This window comes from Faecalispora anaeroviscerum, from assembly GCF_947568225.1.
GTDB classification, from domain to species: domain Bacteria; phylum Bacillota; class Clostridia; order Oscillospirales; family Acutalibacteraceae; genus Faecalispora; species Faecalispora anaeroviscerum.
Genome location: NZ_CANOOQ010000001.1, coordinates 1 through 20,431 on the forward strand (window position 1 = coordinate 1; position 20,431 = coordinate 20,431).

General features: G+C 52.3%; 14 protein-coding genes, 1 pseudogene and 2 riboswitches. Of the genes and pseudogenes, 12 read left to right on the forward strand and 3 right to left on the reverse strand.

The features are described from left to right. The 7 genes and pseudogenes from QOS46_RS00005 to metK form a co-directional block, all read left to right on the forward strand. Nucleotides 1-1,771, forward strand: a pseudogene (locus QOS46_RS00005) (DNA-directed RNA polymerase subunit beta'); the annotation flags it as partial. Nucleotides 1,772-2,064: 293 nt separating this feature from the next. Next, nucleotides 2,065-2,496 carry a 30S ribosomal protein S12 gene (gene rpsL / locus QOS46_RS00010; RefSeq protein ID WP_009060375.1) on the forward strand — a complete coding sequence of 144 codons (432 nt, stop codon included), beginning with the start codon at nucleotides 2,065-2,067 and terminating at the stop codon, nucleotides 2,494-2,496. 147 nt (nucleotides 2,497-2,643) lie between these two features. After that, entirely contained in the window at nucleotides 2,644-3,114 is a 471-nt protein-coding gene (rpsG, locus tag QOS46_RS00015; protein ID WP_283606348.1) for a 30S ribosomal protein S7, read from the forward strand. A 75-nt stretch (nucleotides 3,115-3,189) separates the two neighbouring features. Further along, entirely contained in the window at nucleotides 3,190-5,271 is a 2,082-nt protein-coding gene (gene fusA / locus QOS46_RS00020) for an elongation factor G (protein WP_283606350.1), read from the forward strand. 96 nt (nucleotides 5,272-5,367) lie between these two features. Continuing rightward, the gene (gene tuf / locus QOS46_RS00025; protein ID WP_283606352.1) at nucleotides 5,368-6,573 is read left to right on the forward strand and encodes an elongation factor Tu; all 1,206 of its coding nucleotides are present in this window, start codon (nucleotides 5,368-5,370) and stop codon (nucleotides 6,571-6,573) included. Between the two features lie 140 nt (nucleotides 6,574-6,713). After that, nucleotides 6,714-6,842, forward strand: a riboswitch (FMN riboswitch). Nucleotides 6,843-6,922: 80 nt separating this feature from the next. Then, nucleotides 6,923-7,495: an ECF transporter S component gene (locus QOS46_RS00030; protein WP_283606354.1), complete on the forward strand. Its 573-nt coding sequence runs from the start codon at nucleotides 6,923-6,925 to the stop codon at nucleotides 7,493-7,495. Between the two features lie 93 nt (nucleotides 7,496-7,588). Next, a riboswitch (SAM riboswitch) is annotated at nucleotides 7,589-7,690 on the forward strand. A gap of 62 nt (nucleotides 7,691-7,752) precedes the next feature. After that, on the forward strand, nucleotides 7,753-8,934 hold the full coding sequence (gene metK / locus QOS46_RS00035; protein ID WP_283606356.1) for a methionine adenosyltransferase: 1,182 nt from the start codon (nucleotides 7,753-7,755) through the stop codon (nucleotides 8,932-8,934). A gap of 1,111 nt (nucleotides 8,935-10,045) precedes the next feature. Here metK and QOS46_RS00040 read toward each other — a convergent pair. Further along, on the reverse strand, nucleotides 10,046-10,186 hold the full coding sequence (locus tag QOS46_RS00040; protein WP_283606357.1) for a hypothetical protein: 141 nt from the start codon (nucleotides 10,184-10,186) through the stop codon (nucleotides 10,046-10,048). Nucleotides 10,187-10,387: 201 nt separating this feature from the next. Here QOS46_RS00040 and QOS46_RS00045 point away from each other — a divergent pair, with 201 nt between their 5' ends. The 5 genes from QOS46_RS00045 (at nucleotide 10,388) to QOS46_RS00065 (ending at nucleotide 15,585) form a co-directional block, all read left to right on the forward strand. Then, nucleotides 10,388-10,741: a hypothetical protein gene (locus QOS46_RS00045; protein WP_283606358.1), complete on the forward strand. Its 354-nt coding sequence runs from the start codon at nucleotides 10,388-10,390 to the stop codon at nucleotides 10,739-10,741. Nucleotides 10,742-10,790: 49 nt separating this feature from the next. Beyond that, nucleotides 10,791-13,007, forward strand: a complete 2,217-nt coding sequence (gene recD2, locus QOS46_RS00050; RefSeq protein ID WP_283606360.1) for an SF1B family DNA helicase RecD2 — start codon at nucleotides 10,791-10,793, stop codon at nucleotides 13,005-13,007. Next, nucleotides 12,997-13,686 (forward strand): ComF family protein, encoded by a 690-nt coding sequence (locus QOS46_RS00055; RefSeq protein ID WP_283606361.1) that lies wholly within the window; start codon nucleotides 12,997-12,999, stop codon nucleotides 13,684-13,686. Before recD2 ends, QOS46_RS00055 begins: the two co-directional genes overlap by 11 nt. Before the next feature lie 99 nt (nucleotides 13,687-13,785). Next, nucleotides 13,786-14,811 (forward strand): rod shape-determining protein, encoded by a 1,026-nt coding sequence (gene mreB / locus QOS46_RS00060; protein ID WP_283606363.1) that lies wholly within the window; start codon nucleotides 13,786-13,788, stop codon nucleotides 14,809-14,811. A 117-nt stretch (nucleotides 14,812-14,928) separates the two neighbouring features. Next, the gene (locus QOS46_RS00065) at nucleotides 14,929-15,585 is read left to right on the forward strand and encodes a pentapeptide repeat-containing protein (protein ID WP_283606365.1); all 657 of its coding nucleotides are present in this window, start codon (nucleotides 14,929-14,931) and stop codon (nucleotides 15,583-15,585) included. A 115-nt stretch (nucleotides 15,586-15,700) separates the two neighbouring features. Here QOS46_RS00065 and QOS46_RS00070 read toward each other — a convergent pair whose 3' ends face one another. Beyond that, nucleotides 15,701-17,830, reverse strand: coding sequence for a coiled-coil domain-containing protein (locus QOS46_RS00070; protein ID WP_283606367.1), 2,130 nt, complete (start codon nucleotides 17,828-17,830; stop codon nucleotides 15,701-15,703). Continuing rightward, nucleotides 17,814-20,381 carry an efflux RND transporter permease subunit gene (locus QOS46_RS00075; RefSeq protein WP_283606369.1) on the reverse strand — a complete coding sequence of 856 codons (2,568 nt, stop codon included), beginning with the start codon at nucleotides 20,379-20,381 and terminating at the stop codon, nucleotides 17,814-17,816. The genes QOS46_RS00070 and QOS46_RS00075 overlap by 17 nt, the downstream gene beginning before the upstream one ends. Between the last annotated feature and the right edge of the window lie 50 nt (nucleotides 20,382-20,431).

The following is a 20,431-nucleotide window of genomic DNA, read 5'->3' on the forward strand; positions in this document are numbered from 1 at the left end:
CAAAAAGCAGCTTGGGAAGATCATTGACCGCTGCATCCGTGTACACGGAACCTCCAAGACGGCCGAAGTGCTCGACAGCATCAAGTCGCAGGGCTATAAATACTCCACCAAGAGTGCCATTACCGTCGCTGTCAGCGACGCTACGATTCCTCAGGAGAAAAAGATTTTAATTCAGGAAGCAGATCATCAGATCGATATGGTTACGGATGAGTACAGAAACGGTCTGCTTTCCGAATCCGAGCGTTACAATGCCGTTCTGAAAATCTGGGAGAAGACAACAGGCCAGGTTACAGAAGCGCTGCAGCACGCTCTGGATCGTTACAATCCCATCTTCATGATGGCGGACTCCGGAGCGCGTGGTTCGATGAGTCAGATTCGTCAGCTCGCCGGCATGCGCGGCCTGATCGCCAACACCTCGGGCCGTACGATCGAAATCCCCATCAAGGCCAACTATCGTGAGGGCCTGAATGTTCTGGAATACTTCATTTCTTCCCGCGGCGCTCGTAAGGGCCTCGCCGATACCGCTCTGAGAACGGCTGACTCCGGTTACCTGACCCGCCGTCTGGTTGACGTTTCACAGGAGGTCATCATTCGTGAGGACGACTGCGGAACCACTGAGGGCCTCGAGGTATTCGATATCCGCGAGGGTAAGGAATCCATTGAGCCTCTCACCGAGCGTTTGCAGGGCCGTTACCTGGTAGAGGACTTTGTGGATGAGGCGACCGGCGAGGTTCTGGTATCGAAGGATAAGCTGATGGATGAGCACGACGCCGACCTGATCGTTTCGAAGGGCACAACGCACATCAAGATTCGCTCCATCCTCAACTGCCACGCAAGACACGGTATCTGCAAGAAGTGCTACGGTGCCAACCTGGCCAACGGCCAGCCTGTTGATGTTGGCGAGGCCGTGGGTATCATCGCGGCACAGTCCATCGGTGAGCCCGGTACGCAGCTGACCATGAGAACCTTCCACACCGGCGGTGTTGCCAGTGCCGAGGATATTACACAGGGTCTGCCGCGTGTTGAGGAACTGTTTGAAGGCAGAAAGCCGAAGCATTTGGCGATTATCAGTGAAATCACGGGCGATGTTTCCTTTGAGGAAATCAAGAAGAACCGCCATGTCGTGATTACCAATAAAGAAACCAGCGACCAGAAGTCGTATCTTGTTCCGTTCGGCTCGCGTATCAGCGTGAAGGAAGGACAGGAGATCAAGGCCGGCACAAGGCTGACTGAAGGCTCGGTTAACCCGCACGATGTTCTCGCCATCAGCGGCCCGCAGGCGGTGCAGGACTACCTGATTCAGGAAGTTCAGCGCGTTTACCGGATGCAGGGTGTTGATATCAACGATAAGCACATCGAGGTTATCGTTCGCCAGATGATGAAGAAGGTTCGCGTTGAAGAAGCGGGCGACACCAACCTGCTGCCCAGCTCGCTGATCGATAAGAGCGAGCTTGAAGCGGAGAACGGGGCGGTTCAGAAGCGCATTGACGCCGGTGAAGCTGACCTGCAGCTCGCCACCTTCACTCCCATGCTGCTTGGTATTACCAAGGCATCTCTGGCAACCGATTCGTTCCTGTCGGCCGCGTCCTTCCAGGAAACCACCCGCGTTCTGACCGATGCCGCAATCAAGGGCAAGGTTGACCCGCTGTTGGGCCTGAAGGAAAACGTGTGTATTGGTAAGCTGATTCCCGCCGGTACCGGCATGAAATGCTATGGCGATGTCGAGATCGAGCTGGAAAAATCGGTATTGACAAATGATGCAGTATCATGATAAAATAACCAATTGTGATGATTTGTGAACAGAACAGCGAAAATCCTGCTCAAAGCATGCTAAAAAGGAGCAGGATTCCGCTGTGTCCTTGTGAGATTTTTACAAATTGCGGCGTGAGATTTCCCGATTTCTTCCAGTGCTTTTTCGCTGTGAAAACGAAAAATTCGCGTTTATTTTATAAAAATTTTACTTCTTTGCGTCTGGCAAAGACAAGCCGTCTTTTGTATCAATTCGGTTAATACGGGAAATATATTCCTGTTTAACATATTAACTTTTCAGTGAGGAGGTGTCATATGCCCACGTTTAACCAGCTGGTCCACAAGGGCAGAGAAGTCAGCGAAAGAAAGGCTAAGGCCCCGGCGCTTTTAAAAGGTTGGAACTCTAAGAAACGAATTGCAATCGATCAGGATTCCCCCCAAAAGCGCGGCGTTTGTACTTCTGTCAAGACCGCTACCCCGAAAAAGCCTAACTCTGCACTCAGAAAGATCGCCAGAGTACGTCTTTCCAACGGCATTGAAGTTAGTGCTTATATTCCGGGTGTCGGCCACAATCTGCAGGAACACAGTGTTGTAATGATCCGCGGCGGTCGTGTAAAGGACCTGCCTGGCGTGCGTTACCACATTATTCGCGGAACTCTGGATGCCCAGGGTGTTGCGAAGCGCATGCAGGCCCGTTCCAAGTACGGTGCGAAGCGTCCGAAGCCCGGCGCTGCGAAAAAGGGCTAAAAACCGAATATGACAGAAACCTTACGGCTGCGTGCTGTTAGCACACTGCGGCGTTTTTATAAAGTATAGATAAAACGTCTCTTCGGCCCACGGGAGTTTGTCCTTTCGAGTACCTATGATATCATTTATGTGAAGGAGGGAAGTAAAGTGCCAAGAAGAGGTTCTATTGCAAAACGTGATGTTTTGCCCGATCCGCTTTACAAATCCAAGCTTGTCACCAGACTGATCAATAATATTATGCTGGACGGTAAGAAGGGGGTTTCCCAGAAGATCGTTTACGGCGCGTTTGATATTGTCAGTGAAAAAACTGGAAAAGACCCGCTCGAAATGTTTGAGCAGGCAATGGAAAACGTAATGCCCGCTTTGGAGGTAAAAGCCCGCCGCGTGGGCGGTGCTACCTACCAGGTTCCTATGGAGGTTCGCCCCGAAAGAAGGCAGACGTTGGGTCTGCGCTGGGTTACCCGTTATTCCAGACTGAGATCTGAAAAGACCATGAAAGAAAGACTTGCCGGAGAAATCCTTGATGCGATTAATGGTGCCGGTGGCGCTGCCAAGAAGCGTGATGACACGCATAAGATGGCGGAAGCCAACAGGGCGTTTGCTCATTACAGGTGGTAATTTTCCGGCGTTGACCGAAAGATTTTCCGTGTTGTATAATGAGCGGATACATTTTTCAGAATTAAGGAGGAAACTATGCCGAGGCAGGTATCGCTTCAAATGACAAGAAATATCGGCATCATGGCTCATATCGATGCCGGTAAAACCACAACGACAGAACGTATTCTGTATTACACGGGCGTTAACTATAAGATTGGTGAAGTCCATGAAGGCGCCGCAACAATGGACTGGATGGCGCAGGAGCAGGAGAGAGGTATTACTATTACCTCCGCTGCGACTACCTGCTTCTGGAAGGGGCATAGAATCAATATTATTGATACTCCCGGCCACGTTGACTTTACCGTAGAGGTAGAGCGTTCCCTGCGTGTATTGGACGGTTCCGTTACCGTTTTCTGCGCAAAGGGAGGAGTGGAGCCTCAGTCCGAAACCGTTTGGCGTCAGGCTGAGGAATACAAGGTTCCCCGTATGGCCTACGTCAATAAAATGGACATCATGGGTGCCGATTTCTACAACGTGGTACAGATGATGAAAGATCGCCTCAAGTGCAATGCGGTTCCGATCCAGCTGCCGATCGGCAGTGAAGATACCTTCCGCGGCATCATCGACCTGGTAAACATGAAGGCTTATGTTTACTACGATGATCTGGGCAAGGATATCCGCGAGGAAGAAATTCCCGAGGATATGAAAGAACTGGCGGAAAAATACCACACCGAAATGGTGGAGCATGTAGCAGAGCAGGATGACGCTTTGTTTGAGAAGTACCTGAATGGGGAAGCTCTCACAGAGGACGAAATCAGTGCCTGCATCCGCAAGGCGACCATCGCGAACCACATGGTTCCGGTTACCTGCGGTACGTCCTACAAGAACAAGGGCGTGCAGAAGCTGCTGGATGCGATTATTGCTTACATGCCCGCTCCTACGGACATTGAGGCCATTAAGGGTGTGAATCCCGAAACCGAAGAGCCTGAGGTTCGCCATTCTTCCGATGAAGAGCCTTTCTCCGCTCTGGCGTTTAAAATCGCTACCGACCCCTTTGTTGGTAAGCTGTGCTTCTTCCGCGTGTACTCCGGTACGCTTACCGCGGGTTCCACCGTTTACAATTCCACAAAGGACAACAACGAGCGCATCGGCCGTATTCTGCAGATGCACGCGAACCACCGCCAGGACATCGATACCGTGTATGCGGGCGATATTGCTGCGGCGGTCGGCCTGAAGAACACCATTACCGGTGATACCCTGTGCGATGAGCGCAACCCGGTTATCCTTGAATCTATGGAGTTCCCAGACCCTGTTATTCGTGTTGCCATCGAGCCGAAAACAAAGGCCGGCCAGGAGAAGATGGGTATTGCTCTCGCGAAGCTCGCAGAAGAGGATCCCACTTTTAAGGCTTATACCGACGAAGAGACGGGTCAAACCATCATCGCCGGCATGGGCGAGCTTCACCTCGAAATCATCGTAGACCGTTTGCTGCGTGAATTCAAGGTGGAGGCAAACGTTGGTAAGCCGCAGGTTTCTTACAAAGAAACCATTCGCAGAAATGCCGAGTCAGACACCAAGTATGCCAGACAGTCCGGTGGTAAAGGCCAGTACGGTCATGTTAAGATCCGCATTGAGCCGAACCCGGGTAAGGGCTATGAGTTTGTCAACGCTATTGTTGGCGGCTCGATCCCGAAGGAATATATTCCTGCTGTTGATCAGGGTATTCAGGGCGCCACTCAGACCGGTATTCTGGCGGGCTACAATGTAGTTGACGTGAAGGTCACCCTGTATGATGGCTCCTATCACGAGGTCGACTCCTCTGAAATGGCATTTAAAATCGCCGGTTCTATGGCGTTCAAAGAGGCCATGAGAAAAGCCGATCCGGTTCTGATGGAACCCATCATGAAGGTGGTCGTCACCGTTCCGGACGAGTACATGGGCGACGTTATCGGCGACCTGAACTCCCGCCGCGGAATGATTCTGGGTATGGACGCTGTTTCCGGTGCGCAGCAGATTAATGCTGAGGTTCCGCTGTCTGAAATGTTCGGTTATGCAACCGACATGCGCTCTAAAACACAGGGCCGCGGCCAGTATGTTATGGAACCCGCGCACTACTCTGAAGTGCCGAAATCCGTATCGGAAGGCATCATTTCCGACCGTACCAAAAAGAACGACTAACAGGCGCAAAGGGCTTGATTTTTCACACCCAACTTGTTAGAATAGGCGTAGCTTTTGAATGAAATTAATTATTGTAAAATAAAAGGAGGAATTCCAATGGCAAAGGCAAAGTTTGAAAGAAACAAACCGCACGTAAACATTGGTACCATTGGTCACGTTGACCACGGTAAAACCACATTGACCGCCGCTATCACCAAGGTTTTGAACCTGGCTGGCACTTCCGATTTTGTTGATTACGCGAACATCGATAAGGCCCCTGAAGAGAGAGCCCGCGGTATCACGATCAACACTTCTCATGTTGAGTATCAGACTGCTAATCGTCACTATGCTCACGTTGACTGCCCCGGCCATGCCGACTATGTGAAGAACATGATCACCGGCGCTGCTCAGATGGACGGCGCAATTCTGGTTGTTTCCGCTGCGGACGGCCCTATGCCCCAGACCAGAGAGCACATTCTGCTGTCCCGTCAGGTAGGCGTGCCTTATATCGTAGTGTTCATGAACAAGGCTGACCAGGTGGACGATCCTGAGCTGCTGGATCTGGTTGAAATGGAAATTCGCGATCTGCTCAACGAGTATGAGTTCCCGGGCGACGATACCCCGATCATCCGCGGTTCTGCTCTGCAGGCGTTGGAATCCACCTCCAAAGATATCAATGCTCCCGAGTACAAGTGCATTCTCGAGCTGATGGATGCAGTTGACAGCTTTATCCCCACTCCCGAGCGCAAGGCGAACCTCCCCTTCCTGATGCCTGTTGAAGACGTGTTCACCATTACCGGCCGCGGCACAGTTGCTACCGGTAGAGTAGAGCGTGGCCAGCTGAAGACCTCTGAGGAAATCGAGATTGTCGGTCTGACCGAAGAGCGCCGCAAGGTTGTTGTTACCGGTATCGAAATGTTCAGAAAAATTCTGGATTACGCTGAGGCCGGCGATAACGTAGGCGTTCTGCTGCGTGGTATTCAGAGAAATGAAATCGAGCGCGGCCAGGTTCTGGCAAAGCCCGGTAGCATTCATCCGCATACCAAGTTTAAGGGCCAGGTTTACATCCTGAGCAAAGAAGAAGGCGGCCGTCATACTCCGTTCTTCAACAACTATCGTCCCCAGTTCTATTTCAGAACAACTGACGTTACCGGCGTTATCTCTCTGCCCGAGGGCACCGAGATGTGCATGCCTGGCGATAACGTTGTTATGGATGTTGAGCTGATTACCCCTATCGCAATTGAAGAGGGTCTGCGCTTCGCTATCCGTGAGGGTGGCCGTACCGTTGGCTCCGGTGTTGTTACTGGCGTTACAACTGCCTGATTGCTGATTTTTATTTATCTGATCGCCCCCGGCCATTTGGTCGGGGGCTTTTTGACAAAATCAGTCTTGATTCTTCTTTTTATTACTTTCCTGTTGACAAATAAATATCAAAGGAATATAATAAAACAACAAATTAAATAAGCTGTCTTCGGGGCGGGGTGTAATTCCCCACCGGCGGTAATGCGGCGTTAGCCGTTAGCCCGCGAGCATGTGCTGATTTTGGTGAGATTCCAAAGCCGACGGTATAGTCCGGATGGAAGAAGAACTTGCGCGTTTGCGTCTGTTTTGTCCCGCAGAATTTCTGCGGGACTTTTTTTCGTTGACAGCGAAAAAAGGAGAGAAAATAGCAATGAATAAATCCATGACCCAAAAGAGCATTATTCAGATGACGCAGCTTGCCGTATTGGCAGCGATTTCCGTGGTGCTGATCGCTTTCGTCCGCATTCCCCTTATTCCTGCGGCACCGTTTTTGGTGTACGACATGGCGGATGCCCCTATTATGATCGCGGCACTTCTGTTTGGCTCAGGCCCGGCGCTTCTGGTGCTTTTTGTGGTTTCCATCGTTCAGTCGCTTTTCTTTGGCGGCAATGGGTGGGTCGGTCTGGTAATGCACCTTTTAGCTTCTGGTGCTTTGATTTTTCTGGTAGGTGAGTTTTACAAGAGAAAGCATAAGTTTGCGGATGCTGTGGTCGGTATGGTGCTTGGCACACTCGCGATGACAGCCCTGATGATACCGATGAACTACATCTTTACCGTTCATTTCTTCGGCATGCCGAAGGCAGCACTGGATGCGCTGATCCTGCCGGCGATTATTCCGTTTAATCTGCTCAAGGCTTCTCTCAACAGTGCGATTGCAGCAGTTTTGTTCAAATCTCTACAACCTTTTGTTCAAAAAAATCGCGAAATGATTCATCCGGTTTAGTAGTTATTTTTTCGACTTTTATTTTGTATTTCTTATAAAATATGTTATAATAACCTCGCGAGCATATTTTACCGCAACTTACAACAGAATAATTCCTTATCAAGAGTGACGGAGGGAACAGGCCCTGTGATGTCCGGCAACCTGCGCAATGTGCGAAAGGTGCTAAATCCTGCGGATAAAGCCGGCAGATGAGGTTGCTTTCCACCGTTTGGCTTTCCCAAACGGTGGATTTTTTTATAGTCGATAGGAGGCTTATTATGTCAAAATTTTTCTTTACATCCGAATCGGTGACAGAGGGACATCCCGATAAAGTCTGCGACCAGATCGCAGACGCAGTGCTGGACGCTATTCTGGCTCAGGACGACAAGGCTCACGTGGCCTGCGAGGTAACGGCAACCACCGGCCTGGTGCATGTAATGGGTGAAATCTCTACCGAATGCTATGTGGATATTCCCGCGATTGCCCGCGAGGTGATCCGTGAAATCGGTTACGATGATCCCCAGTATGGCTTTGACGGCAATTCCTGCGGAGTGCTGACCTCGATTGATATGCAGTCGCCGGATATTGCAATGGGTGTGAATCAGTCGCTGGAGGCCCGCGGTGGAGCCACAGATGAGAATGATTTGATTGGTGCGGGGGATCAAGGGATTATGTTCGGCTTTGCCTGCAACGAAACAACCACACTGATGCCCATGCCGATTTATCTGGCCCATTCGTTGGCCAAGCGTCTGGCTGCTGTTCGAAAAGACGGCGCCCTGCCGTATCTGCGCCCGGATGGAAAGACCCAGGTAACGGTGGAGTATGAGAACGGTAAGCCTACCCGCGTGGAAGCAGTTGTTGTTTCCACTCAGCATGATCCCGATGTGACTCAGGAGCAGATCCATAAGGACATTCTTGAGCAGGTGATCCGTCCGGTTGTTTCTGCAGAGCTTCTGGATGAAAACACCAAGTATTATATTAACCCCACCGGCCGCTTTGTAGTCGGCGGCCCTGTCGGCGACAGCGGTCTGACCGGCCGCAAAATCATTGTCGATACCTACGGCGGCTTCGGCCGTCACGGCGGCGGCGCATTTTCCGGCAAAGACCCGACGAAGGTAGACCGTTCCGCAGCGTATGCGGCCCGCTATGTTGCAAAGAACATTGTCGCCGCCGGCCTTGCGGAAAAATGCGAGGTGCAGCTTGCTTATGCGATCGGCGTTGCGCGCCCGGTCTCCATTTTGGTGGAAACCTTCGGCACTTCCGCTTATACCAGCGCCCAGCTGGAAGCCGCAATTCAGAAGGTGTTTGATCTGCGCCCGACCGCGCTGATCAAATCACTTGGCCTCAATCACCCGATCTACCGCCCGCTGGCGGCCTACGGCCATATGGGCCGCGAAGATTTGGGTGTCGCGTGGGAAGAAACCGATAAAACAGAGCAGCTGAAAGCGGCTCTGGCGTAATCAATATTTTTACAAAAAAGAGGAAAGCTGTGTGCTTTCCTCTTTTTTATCGCTTTATATTATACTTATAGTATAATAATTATTAAATATAACATTTATAGGACGTAATAGAAAGATAGATCAGTTTTTTTACATTGCTCACGAGCCTGTTTTGTGGAAACAGGCAGTGTGTCGGTTTCATTCGGTGGCGCCCCCTTGCCGAGCGCTCTCCCCGAGCCAACGAGAGCGGCTCTTCGCGCCGGGCGTTCTTTTTCCTCTCTCGCTTTCGCGAGAGAGGCTGTTTTTTTATCGCGGTTCCCGCAAGGGAAGATTCTGCTGGCACAGGGCTTGCCCCTCGTGCCGGGGCGGGCATTTACTTTCTTTACGAAAAGAAAGTAAACAAAGATTCGCCCAAGGCTCCGCCTTCGGAATCCGTTCTGGGGAACGGTTTCGGAGAGTGCAAACGAAACTTACTGTAAAGGCGCTCTATGGAAAGTGCGCACGCGCCTTGCTTTGCGGGAACAGATCGTTTGCTTATTTCGTCCGGCGGCGCACCCTTTCCAAGCGCTCTCGTTAGCTCGTAGAAGGGAGGCCTTACGGTAGCTCTGATGGATTGGAAGATCAACTACAGTTCCGATGTGTCGATTAAAAATGAGGCGAAGCCGCACCTAAATACTGCGAGCCAACGAGAGCGCTTTGAAAATGCCCGCCGACAGACGGAACAGTAAGACATATTTTCAGATGAAGCTCGGAGAGTGGGCATTTTCAATGGAGCGCCTTTCTGGTGGCTAGTGGCAGCACTCGCCGGAACCGTTCCCCAGAACGGATTCCGAAGGCGGAGCCTTGGGCGAATCTTTGTTTACTTTCTTTTCGTAAAGAAAGTAAATGCCCGCCCCGGCACGAGGGGCAAGCCCTGCGCCAGCAGAATTTTAACGGGGCCCCCCCCGGAGAGAAAAACAAATTCTCTTACGTTTGGAAAATACGTTTGCACCTTGCGGCGGCGAAGCCGCATCTAATAACTCCGAGCCAACGAGAGCGCTCTGAAAATGCCCGCCGACAGACGGGACAGCAAAGTTTATTTTCAGATCAAGCTCGGAGAGTGGGCATTTTCAATGGAGCACCTTTCTGGTGGCTAGTGGCAGCACTCGCCGGAACCGTTCCCCAAACGGATTCCAAAGGTGCCCTTTGGCGAGCCTTTGATTCCTTTCGCCTCGTCGCGAAAGGAAGTGCCCGCCCCGGCATGAGGGGCAAGCCTGCGCCAGCAGAATTCCACGGGGAACCCCCGGAGAGAAAAACATATTCTTTTACATTACGCACGAGCCTTGTTTTAGAGAAAAAAACAAATTCTCTTACGAGAAAACAGGAAAGACTCGCGCCGGCACGAGGGGCAAGCCCTGCATTCGGACATGTTTTTCGATTCAGCCTGCTGTCATTTTTTCCTTTTTCGCATATCATAGCAATGAGGTGATAACAAATGGAAGATATGATCGGCAGAATTCTGGTGGCATTTTTCGCGGTGGTGGGCCTAACGGAGCTGTGCCGTTTTGTATTGTTCTGGCTGACCCGCCCGGGCTGGGAAGAAAAAATCACGGTTTTGGTGTGCGTTTCGGGCAACGACAGCAGGGTGGAATACCGGCTGCGCGGAGCGCTTGAGCGGCTGCGCTGGTTGCGGCATACCGGGCACAGAGAGCTAATTTGTGTGGACTGCGGGATGGACAGCGAAACAAGAGCAATCTGCGAAGCGTTTGCCCTTGCGAACCCGAGCGTTCGGCTGTGCATGGCGGCAGATCTGCCAGAAACATTGGGCGGCGAGTTTGCAAATACATAGAAAAAGAGGTATACTGAAACCAATAGGAAACACAGCCGAGGATGGGAATATGCAGGAAAAACAATTGCTGGAACTGACTGGCACGGTGGAAGAAATTGTCTTTAGCAACGAAAATAACGGGTATAAAATCCTGGAGCTGAAAGCAGGGGAGGAGCTGATCACGGTGGTCGGCACCCTCCCTTGGGTCGGTTGCGGGGAAGAGCTGCGCGTGATCGGTACGTGGATTCACCACCCGAGCTTCGGTCAGCAGTTTAAGGCGGAAGCATTTGAGCGTTTCGCGCCTAAAACAGCAGATGCCATCCTGCGGTATTTGTCCTCCGGCGCGATTAAGGGGATCGGCCCGGCCACGGCGACGCGTCTGGTGGAGGCTTTCGGCGAGCACACGCTTGAGGTGATGGAAAATGAGCCGGAGCGTCTTTCGTCCATCAAAGGGCTTACGCGTGCCAAGGCGGAAAAAATCGCGCAGGAATTCCAGCGTATCTACGGTATCCGCGAAATTATGCTGTACCTCGGCGGGTTCGGTATCACACCGGAAGAGGCTTTGAGAGTCTGGAAGCAGTACGGTCCTTCCTCCGCTGAGCTGATCCGCACCGATCCGTTTCTGCTGTGCGCCGACGGCATCGACATTGATTTTGGGCGCGCCGATCTCATCGCGGAATCCACGAGTGTGGAGCAGGACGATTTTTCGCGTCTGCGCGCGGGGCTCCACTACGTGCTGCGGCACAATACCAACAACGGCCACACCTGCCTGCCGGCGGACAAGCTGATCCCTGCCGCCGCGCGCATGCTGGGCGTGGAGCCGGAGCTGGTTTCCTCTGTTCTCAACGAATTAAAGGAAGAGCATGTGCTGATTCCGCAGCTGTTGGGCGAGCGGGAGTTCCTTTTTCTGCCGCGCTATTATCAGTCTGAGGTCTACTGCGCGGGGCGGCTGCTGATGCTGCTGCGCTATCCGGCGCAGTCGCTGCGGAATATCGACGGATACCTTACAGCGGTGGAGGAACGCCTTGGCATCCGGTATGCCGAGGGACAAAAGCAGGCGGTCAGAGAAGCGCTTGAAAAAGGAATGCTGATTTTAACCGGCGGTCCCGGCACCGGAAAAACGACGGCTCTCAATGCTATCATCTCCATTCTGGAGGAGCAGGGCGAAAAAGTGCTGCTTGCGGCGCCCACCGGGCGGGCCGCGAAACGAATGTCTGAAGTGACGGGCAAAGAGGCGAAAACCATTCACCGCATGCTTCAGGTGGAGTGGAACGACCGAGATACGCCCACCTTTGTGCGCAACGAAAAAAATCTGCTGGAGTGCGACGCACTGGTGCTGGACGAGCTTTCCATGGTAGATGTTCAGCTGTTCGAAAGCGTGCTGCACGCGCTCCCGCTCGGATGCCGGTTGATTTTGGTGGGCGACTGCGATCAGCTGCCGTCTGTCGGGGCGGGCAACGTGCTGGGCGATTTGATCCGCTGCGGCAAATTTCCCGTGGTGCAGCTGCAAGAGGTGTTCCGCCAGTCGATGAACAGCCTGATTGTCCGCAATGCGCACCGTGTAGTGGCAGGAGAAATGCCCGAGCTGCATGACCGCACCGGGGACTTTTTCTTTCTCCCGTTGCGGCAGGCCGACCGTATTGCAGATACGGTTGTGGGGCTGTGTACCGAGCGCTTGCCCCGCACCTATGGCTATGACCCCACGGCAGATATTCAAGTGCTTTGCCCCGGCAAGCGCGGTGCGGTGGGAACGGAGGAAATGAACCGCCGCCTGCAGCAGACGTTAAATCCACCCGCGCCGGAGAAGCGCGAGATTACAGTCAACGGGACGACGCTGCGCATGGGCGATAAGGTGATGCAGGTTCGCAACGACTACAATCTGACTTGGATGCGGCCCGACGGGAGTTCCGGCGAGGGCGTGTACAATGGCGACGTCGGAACTCTGCTCGAAATTGACAAGCGCGGCGGTACGCTCACAGTGCAGATGGATGACCGCTACGTGCTTTACCCGCTGGAGAGCGCGGGAGAGTTGGATCTGGCGTATGCCATGACGGTTCACAAAAGCCAGGGCAATGAATTTCAGGCGGTGGTGATTCCGCTGTATACCGGGCCGTCGCAGCTCAATTACCGCAATTTGCTTTATACAGCCATTACCCGTGCCAAATCGCTTTTGATTTTAGTGGGTATGGAGCAGGTGATCGAGGCCATGGTGAGAAATAATCGAAAAACGCTGCGCTATTCGGGGATGGGCTGGTTCCTGTCGGAGGAAAGCGTGCATGAAATTTAAAAATCTGTGGAACGGTGTTTTGGAATTTTTTTATCCGCCGCGCTGCCTGTTTTGCCGAAAAATTGTACAGCCTGGGCGTAAATGCTGCGAGGCCTGCGAGAAGGCACTTCTGCCCGCAAATTGGAGTGCCCGCATGATCGAGCCGCAAACTGGGAAGACTTTTGTTTGCGCGGCTCCAGACGAATACGATGGCCGACTGCGTAAGGCGATGCTGGATTTCAAATTTCACAACACGCCCCAAAATGCGCGTTTTTTTGCCCAAAGAATGTTTTCTCAGCTGCGGCAGAGCTCGTTTCTCACCGATGCGGATTTTGTCGCCTGTGTGCCGCTGTCAACGGACAGACTCCGGCAGCGCGGCTATAACCAATCGGAACTGATTGCCCGCGAGCTGTCCGCGTTGACTGGGCTTCCATATTACACTGTGCTGGAAAAGCATGTGGAAAACCACGAGCAGCATCGGCTGCACAAAAAAGATCGCCGTGAAAATGTGCGGGGCGTGTACCGTATCGTTCCGGGAGCGCAGATCGAGAACCGGCGCATTTTGCTGGTGGATGACATTCTAACAACGGGCGCAACGCTCGGCGAATGCGCCGCGGTGCTGTATGCCGCCGGTGCAAAAGAGGTGCTTTGCACTGCGGCGTGCCGTGTTCCTATTGGACAGGAATCCTTTCCCTGTTGAAAAAAGGGGCAAAATGCTTTATAATAATATATTAAATGTGGCTTTATGCGGGCAATTCAGCCCGCGGCCAAAATGGAATAAAGGCAGGTGACCCGCACGGTGCTTGGAACAGATATTGCAATTGATCTCGGAACTTCGTCGATAAAAATATATTTGGATGGCAAGGGAATCATTCTAAATGAACCATCCGTTGTGGCATATGAGCAGGACACAGAAAATATTGTGGCCATTGGGCATGAGGCCTACGCCATGGTGGGGCGCACTTCTTCAAAAATAGCGGTGGTGCATCCGCTGTGCAACGGGGTTATTTCTGATTTTGCGCTGGCACAGTATGTGATTCAGCACTATTTAAAGCAGATTAGCGGTAGCAAGGTGATTATGCCCCGGGTGGTCGTCAGCGTCCCCTGCGGCATCACTGAGGTGGAAAAGCGCGCGGTGGTCGATGCGATCAGCGCATCGGGCGTACGCAAAATCTGCCTGATTGAAGAGCCGGTCGCGGCTGCGCTCGGCGCCGGGGTCGACATTTCTGTCCCGCACGGCTGCTTTGTGATCGATATTGGCGGCGGCACTACAGATATGGGCGTGATTTCGCTCAGCGGCGTCGCGATTGCCCGTTCCATCAAGGTGGCGGGTGATGCTTTTGACGAAGCGATTATCAAGCTTGTGCGTCGTAAGCATAACCTGCTGATTGGCACCCGCATGGCGGAGGAAGCCAAAATGGCGATTGGCTGTGTGTACCCGCGCAAAGAGGTGGTAACGTACCGCGTCAAAGGGCGCAACATGCTCACCGGGCTCCCCCAGTGGGCAGACATTAGTTGCGACGATGTGCTCGAGGCTCTGCTGGAGCCCGCGATGCAGATTATCCGCACCGCGCAGGAGGTTCTGGAGAAAACACCACCTGAGCTGATGGGTGACATCGACACCGACGGGATTATTCTCACCGGCGGTTCCGCGTTGCTTTACGGTTTTGATACGTTGATCAGCAAGAAAACGAAGATGAAGGTCTTTGTGCCGGAAGCTCCCGAAAACTGTGTAGCGATGGGTGCCGGCAAAGCGATTTCGTTTATTGATGATATGGAGAATAAAAGTTATGGCGTGCTGAATCCTTTGAGCGCGGCGTATTAAAATAGAGCATGAACAGAGCAATACTGGTGGAGATAGCCGGTATTGCTCTGTTCGTTATACCGCTTTGAAAGCGCAGGAACATAGGGATTATTTGAAATGTGAGAAGAGGGGAAACAAATGGAAATAACCGAACCGAAATCGGCAAAGGAGCTTTTGCAGATAGAGGATTTTTCCTCTTACGTTTTGCACTATCTGGCGGAGGAAACGCCACTTACCGCAGTACGATGCGGCGGAGTACAGGCGGAGGGCAATGATTTTTCTGGTCTGGATCTGCGAGCCAGCGTGGTGGAAACCAGTGTGTTTCGTAATTGCAGCTTTGAAAATGCTTCGTTTACCGACGTTATTTTTCAATCCTGCGATTTTTCAAACAGTGATTTCAGCGGTGCGTTTTTTGAGCGCTGCCGCTGGAGTAACTGCAAGTGTGTCGGCGGGAATCTGCGCGGTTCCGTATTACGGCAGACTGTTTTTCAGCAGACGCTGCTTTCTTATTCCTGCCTGGATCAGGCCAGAATCACGGATGTGCTATTCCACCTGGTGGATTTTACCGAAGGCTCTTTATCGGAGGCGAAGCTGAGGAATTTTTCCGTCACAGAATCCAGGCTGATCAAAAATAATTTTTTCTGTACGCTGTTGGCCGGTGTGAATTTCACTACGGATGAGCTGGCCGGGCCGGTTGTGTCGTCTACGGCCGAGGAGCTGAAAGGCGCGGTGATCACCCCGTTTCAGGCGGCGGATCTCATTGGCCTTTGGGGGATTGTGGTGGACCGGCGCTGAATACGTTTTACCCTTTTATTTTAAAGGAGTGGGAGCGTTTTCGTGTAAATCACGAAAACGCTCCCACTCCTTTTTCGTATATCGAGTTGCTTTCGGGGGAAGCTTTGGTCTCCATTTAGTTCGAGAAGATCGACTGAATGGCCTGACCTATCTTGATAAAGATATTCCGGATTCTGGTCAGAACATTGCCCTTGTCGCTTTCCTGCTCCAGATCGGCCGTTTTGTCTTTGTCATCGTCTACGCTGATCTCTTCCGTGCGCAGTACAATCTGAATGCTCTGCGGAGTTCCATTTTGGGACGAGGTGAAGGAAATAGGTTTTGCCTGTGAATCCAGATTCAGCAGATTATTGTCCTTCTCGTATTTATCCAGCTCCTTGTTTACCGCCTTGTCGATGGTGTCGCTGGCCTTGCGGATGGTACCTGTTTTATTGAGTCCCTCCAGGCTTTTCTGCAGGACGGAGATAGAGCCGCTCAAGGTTTTCTGCGCCGCGGTATCCAACTGGCCGCCGCTGGTCTGCATCAGGGACTTCAGCGAGGTTAAAAAGCTATTCGCGCTGTTCAGGCCGCTCGTCAAACTGTTTGTCAGGGTTTCCAGGTCCTTCAGAGTGTTGACTGAACCCTCCTTGTAGTGGTTCATCGTTGTATTCAGAATTTCAATATCTGAAACGGCCTGATAACAGGCGTCGAGCATGCTCTGAAGATCCGATGCAATCTTGCGGGAGTTTTTCAGTGCTTTTTCGGTGTCCTCCTGTCCGTCCTCCAGAAGATCCAGATAATCGTTCAGCTCGCTCAGCAGGTCGGCACCGTTTCCGGTCAGGCTGCTGCCATGGCTTGCCATTTTGTCCAGATAGGTGGACATGCTGGTTAGCGCGGTAATCAGGTTATTCAGGCTGCTGATGGTTTCTCCCGTAGCCTTGCTGATGGAAATCACGGCGCCGGAGGTTGCATCGGTAGGCGTTTGGCTTCCAATATAGTTCAGCGTATCTGTCAATTTTTTTGTTTCAGTCTGTAAAGTGGCAATATATTTCTGCAGCTGTTTGTTTAGAAGAGGCAGCGATCCCAAATCCGTCTGCACGTTCTTCAGGTCACTGGCCAGCTCTGTGTTGATCCGGCGGCTGTCGTCCGTTTCGTCCTCCCAGTCGTCCATTTTGTCCAGCAGGTCCTTCAAGTCGTCTCTCAGTACGCCGACATGGCTCGAAAGGGAGGAAAGATCCCCCTTAGTGCCGGAGACCGTGTTTACCAGTGCGTTGACATCGGCGTTGATATCCTGAATCATCTGCTGGCCCTCACGCATATGAGGTACCATTGCGGCGGTCTGCTCGGATATTTTCGACAGGCCGGCGAGAGCGCCGTCCGCGTTCTGATATACGCTGCTTTTATTGGAGGAAATGTATGCACGGGTTTGGTCCGCTGAATTCAGGCCGGAGATCAGCTGTGAAATTCCACCCGTCATGCCCTCCAAACTGGACAGCACCGCGTCCGTGCTGTTGTTAATGGAATCCAGAGAGTCCTTGATGGTATCCTTATCCTCTTTCAGCTCCTTAATGTCCTTGAGCTGATCCAGCGTGCCGGGGACCATCATCATTACCACGCCAATAGTCTCGAATTTTTTTGTTCCGACGCGAATGGTGTATTCCTTTTCCTCGCCCGGCAGGCCGGCAAACAGAACAAATTGATAGTCGCCGATCGATTGCTGCTGCGCTCCGGGGGCCTCTACGCTCAGGGTATCCTCCATTTTAAATGCGGTGCCTAGCTGCAGCAGCATATTGTTTTTGTAATACTCACTGGCATTTTTGTTCGGTGTTGCCTTAATATCAATTTCCACCGTGCCGGAAACCCCCGCCAGCTTGTCGGCCGCCGTGGGAACGCCGTTCCATTTGTAAGAAACATCGAATGTCCACGGGAGGGTGATGGAATTCTTTTGGAGTGTGCCCTGATAGTAAAAGCGCGAGCTTCCTTTTGGCAGGTTCCATGTTACGGAATTTCCGTTTTGTACCGGCTTTGTATTGTCGGACATATTAATCAGGCCGGAATAGGAACCGTAGTCGGTAAAGCTGGTAAGACCGTTCAAATTGCAGCCCTTTACCACGTTTGTCTGGCTGACCTTTCCGTAATGATCCAGATTGACATACAGAGCCTCGTCAACAGTGACCGTAGGAGCTGCTGCCCCGGCTGGCACCTGTACGGCAGAAAGCAGCAGTGCCGCGCAGAGAAGACCCGACATCAGTTTATACATTTGTTTCATGGGAATCCCCTTTCTGATCCGGATTCAAAGCAGCCGCAGCCTTTGTGCCGGAGAGCTTCTGAAGAATCCGGTTCCGTTTCTCAATCCGTTTCGCATCCGCCTTTTCCCGCAGCTGCCGCATTCTCGCGATGTGCCGGGTGATCGGCCCATCAAACACGTACAGCAGAGCGGGAAGCACCGTTACGACAAGCAGCAGGCTTAAAATGGTACCGCGTCCCAGCAGGTGGCCAATGTCGGATATCGCGCCGATGGTGGAGGTGTAGTACAGCGTGTAACCGGTCATGGTGAGAATCACGGCGGAGGTAAGCAGCGGTTCCGTCGTCATGGCAACGGCGTGGATATTCGCCTCGCGGCGATCCATCGTTTCGCGGCTTTCCAGGTAATTGTTGGTCATTAAAATCGCGTAGTCTACCGTGGCCCCCAGCTGAATACAGCTGATGATGATGTAGCCCATAAAGATCAGCTGCACGCCCGTCAGGTAGGGGAACAGCATATTGACAAACACGGCAATTTCGATGGGAATGATGACCAGAATGGCGATTAGAATGGAATGAAAGCTGAGCGTGATGACAATGGCGACGCTCAGTAGCGACAGAAAGTCGACAAAGCTGTAGTCGCTTACAATCGTGGATTTAATATCCTGCGCGTAGGGCGTCATGCCTACTACATAAGAGCCTGTGGGGTAATATGACTGTACAAGAGCCTGAATTTCGTCGGAACATTGGAACGCAAAGCTGCTTTCCTCTTTGGAACGGACGTAGACCATCAGGCGCGCATAATTTTTGGTGTGAACTTGGCTGACGATGCTTTCCGGCAGGATTGTTTCAGGGATGCCTTGCGGCACGATATTCGCATAGGCAGTCACGCTCTTGACGTACTCCAGGTCCTCCAGCTTGTCACAGAGGGCCTTTTCCGTAACGACGGAGGTGTTCGGAACCAGCACCAGCATCAGGTTACCGCGGCCGAACTGCTGGGTGATGGCCTGATCGTCTAAGTAGACCTTTGTGCCTTGCCCGGCGCTCACGGACTGCGCGCCATAGGTGAAATCGTTCATGTCCTTGCCAATATAGGCCGGTACGGCTACAATCAGCGCCAGAGCCAGGTAAATATACCGAAAGCGGAACGAGGCTCTCGCAAATTTGTCAAGAGGGGGAATCAGCGGGCGGTGCGAGGTTTTTTCAATCAGGTTCGCCCAGCTCAGAATCAGTGAGGGCATCAGGAACAGAACGGTGATTACGCTGGTCAGGATTCCCTTGGCCAGACAAATGCCAAGGTCGAACCCAATCGAAAATTTCATTAAAGCCAGAGCGGCAAAACCAAAAAAGGTGGCCAAGCCGCATGCCAGAATCGATTTGGCCGAGCGACGAATCGCGTTTGCTACGGACTGCGTCAGGTCCAGCCCTTTCTCACGTTCCGCAGTAAACGAGCTGATGAGAAAGATGGAATAATCCATAGCGACGGCCAGCTGCAGCACGATGGCGACGCTGGCGGTGAGGAACGAAATTTCCCCCAGTATAATGTTGGTGCCCATGTTGATGATGATGGCGACGCCCATGATGAGCAGAAACAGGATCGGCAGAAACCATGAGGTTGTGGTCAGCAGAAGAATGACGAACACAATTCCGATGACGATCAGCGTGGCGCGGATCATCTCTTTATGCAGGTTTTCGCTCAGGGATTTGTTTTCAATCGCCGAGCCTGTAATATGTCCTTTGCTGCCGGTGATTTCCTGTATTTTGTCCAGCGCGTGGGAGGTCACCTTGCTGGTGTCTCCCTCGGTAAAGACAATGTCCATGACGGAGTAGCCGTCTTTGTAGTAATCCTTGATATCCTTCGCGCGAATGAATGGACTGGCTTGGTACGCCTCCGTTTTGGCATCGGCCCATACCACCGAATCCACGCCCTCCACGTTCTGAATGGCCTGCTTGTAGCTTTTGGCCTGATAGAAGGTTACATCGTCCACCATAACCCGGGCGGTGCCGGGGTAACCGAATTCCTGCTTCATCACGGCAATACCCTGTTGTGACTTTGTGTAGCTGGGCAGGTATTTTGTCAGGTCGTAGTTTACGTCTACAAACAGATAGCAGAGAACATTCAGAAAGGCGATTACTGCAAATATGATTTTAATAGACTTTCTTTTATTGATAATAAAATCGACGAAGGAGAAACTATGAGATTTTTTCGCCCTTGAGGGTTTCTTGGGCGGCTTTGCGGGGTTGGGTGTCTGCCGTTCCTCGGCTCCCGGCGGACTTTGTTCTTCCGGGTCAGCCTGCGGCTGCGGGGGCTCCAGATTATTTGGCTGCTCAGGCGACTCTGATCCTTCTAAGTCAGCTTGGTGCTGCAGGGCCTCCGGATCTAATGGCTGCTCAGGCGACTCTGGTTCTTCCGGGTCGGCCTGCGGTCGCGGGGCGTGCAGATTATTTGGCTGCTCAGGCAACTCTGGTTCTTCTGAGTTAGCCTGCGGCTGCGGGGCCTCCAGATTAATTGTCTGATCAGGCTGCTCTTGTTCTTTCGGATTGTTTTGCGGGTCTGTTTTTTCCGGTTGTTCCATGCGTAATGCCCCTTTCCCTTTTGTGTCAAACCACAAACTGAAACACACCA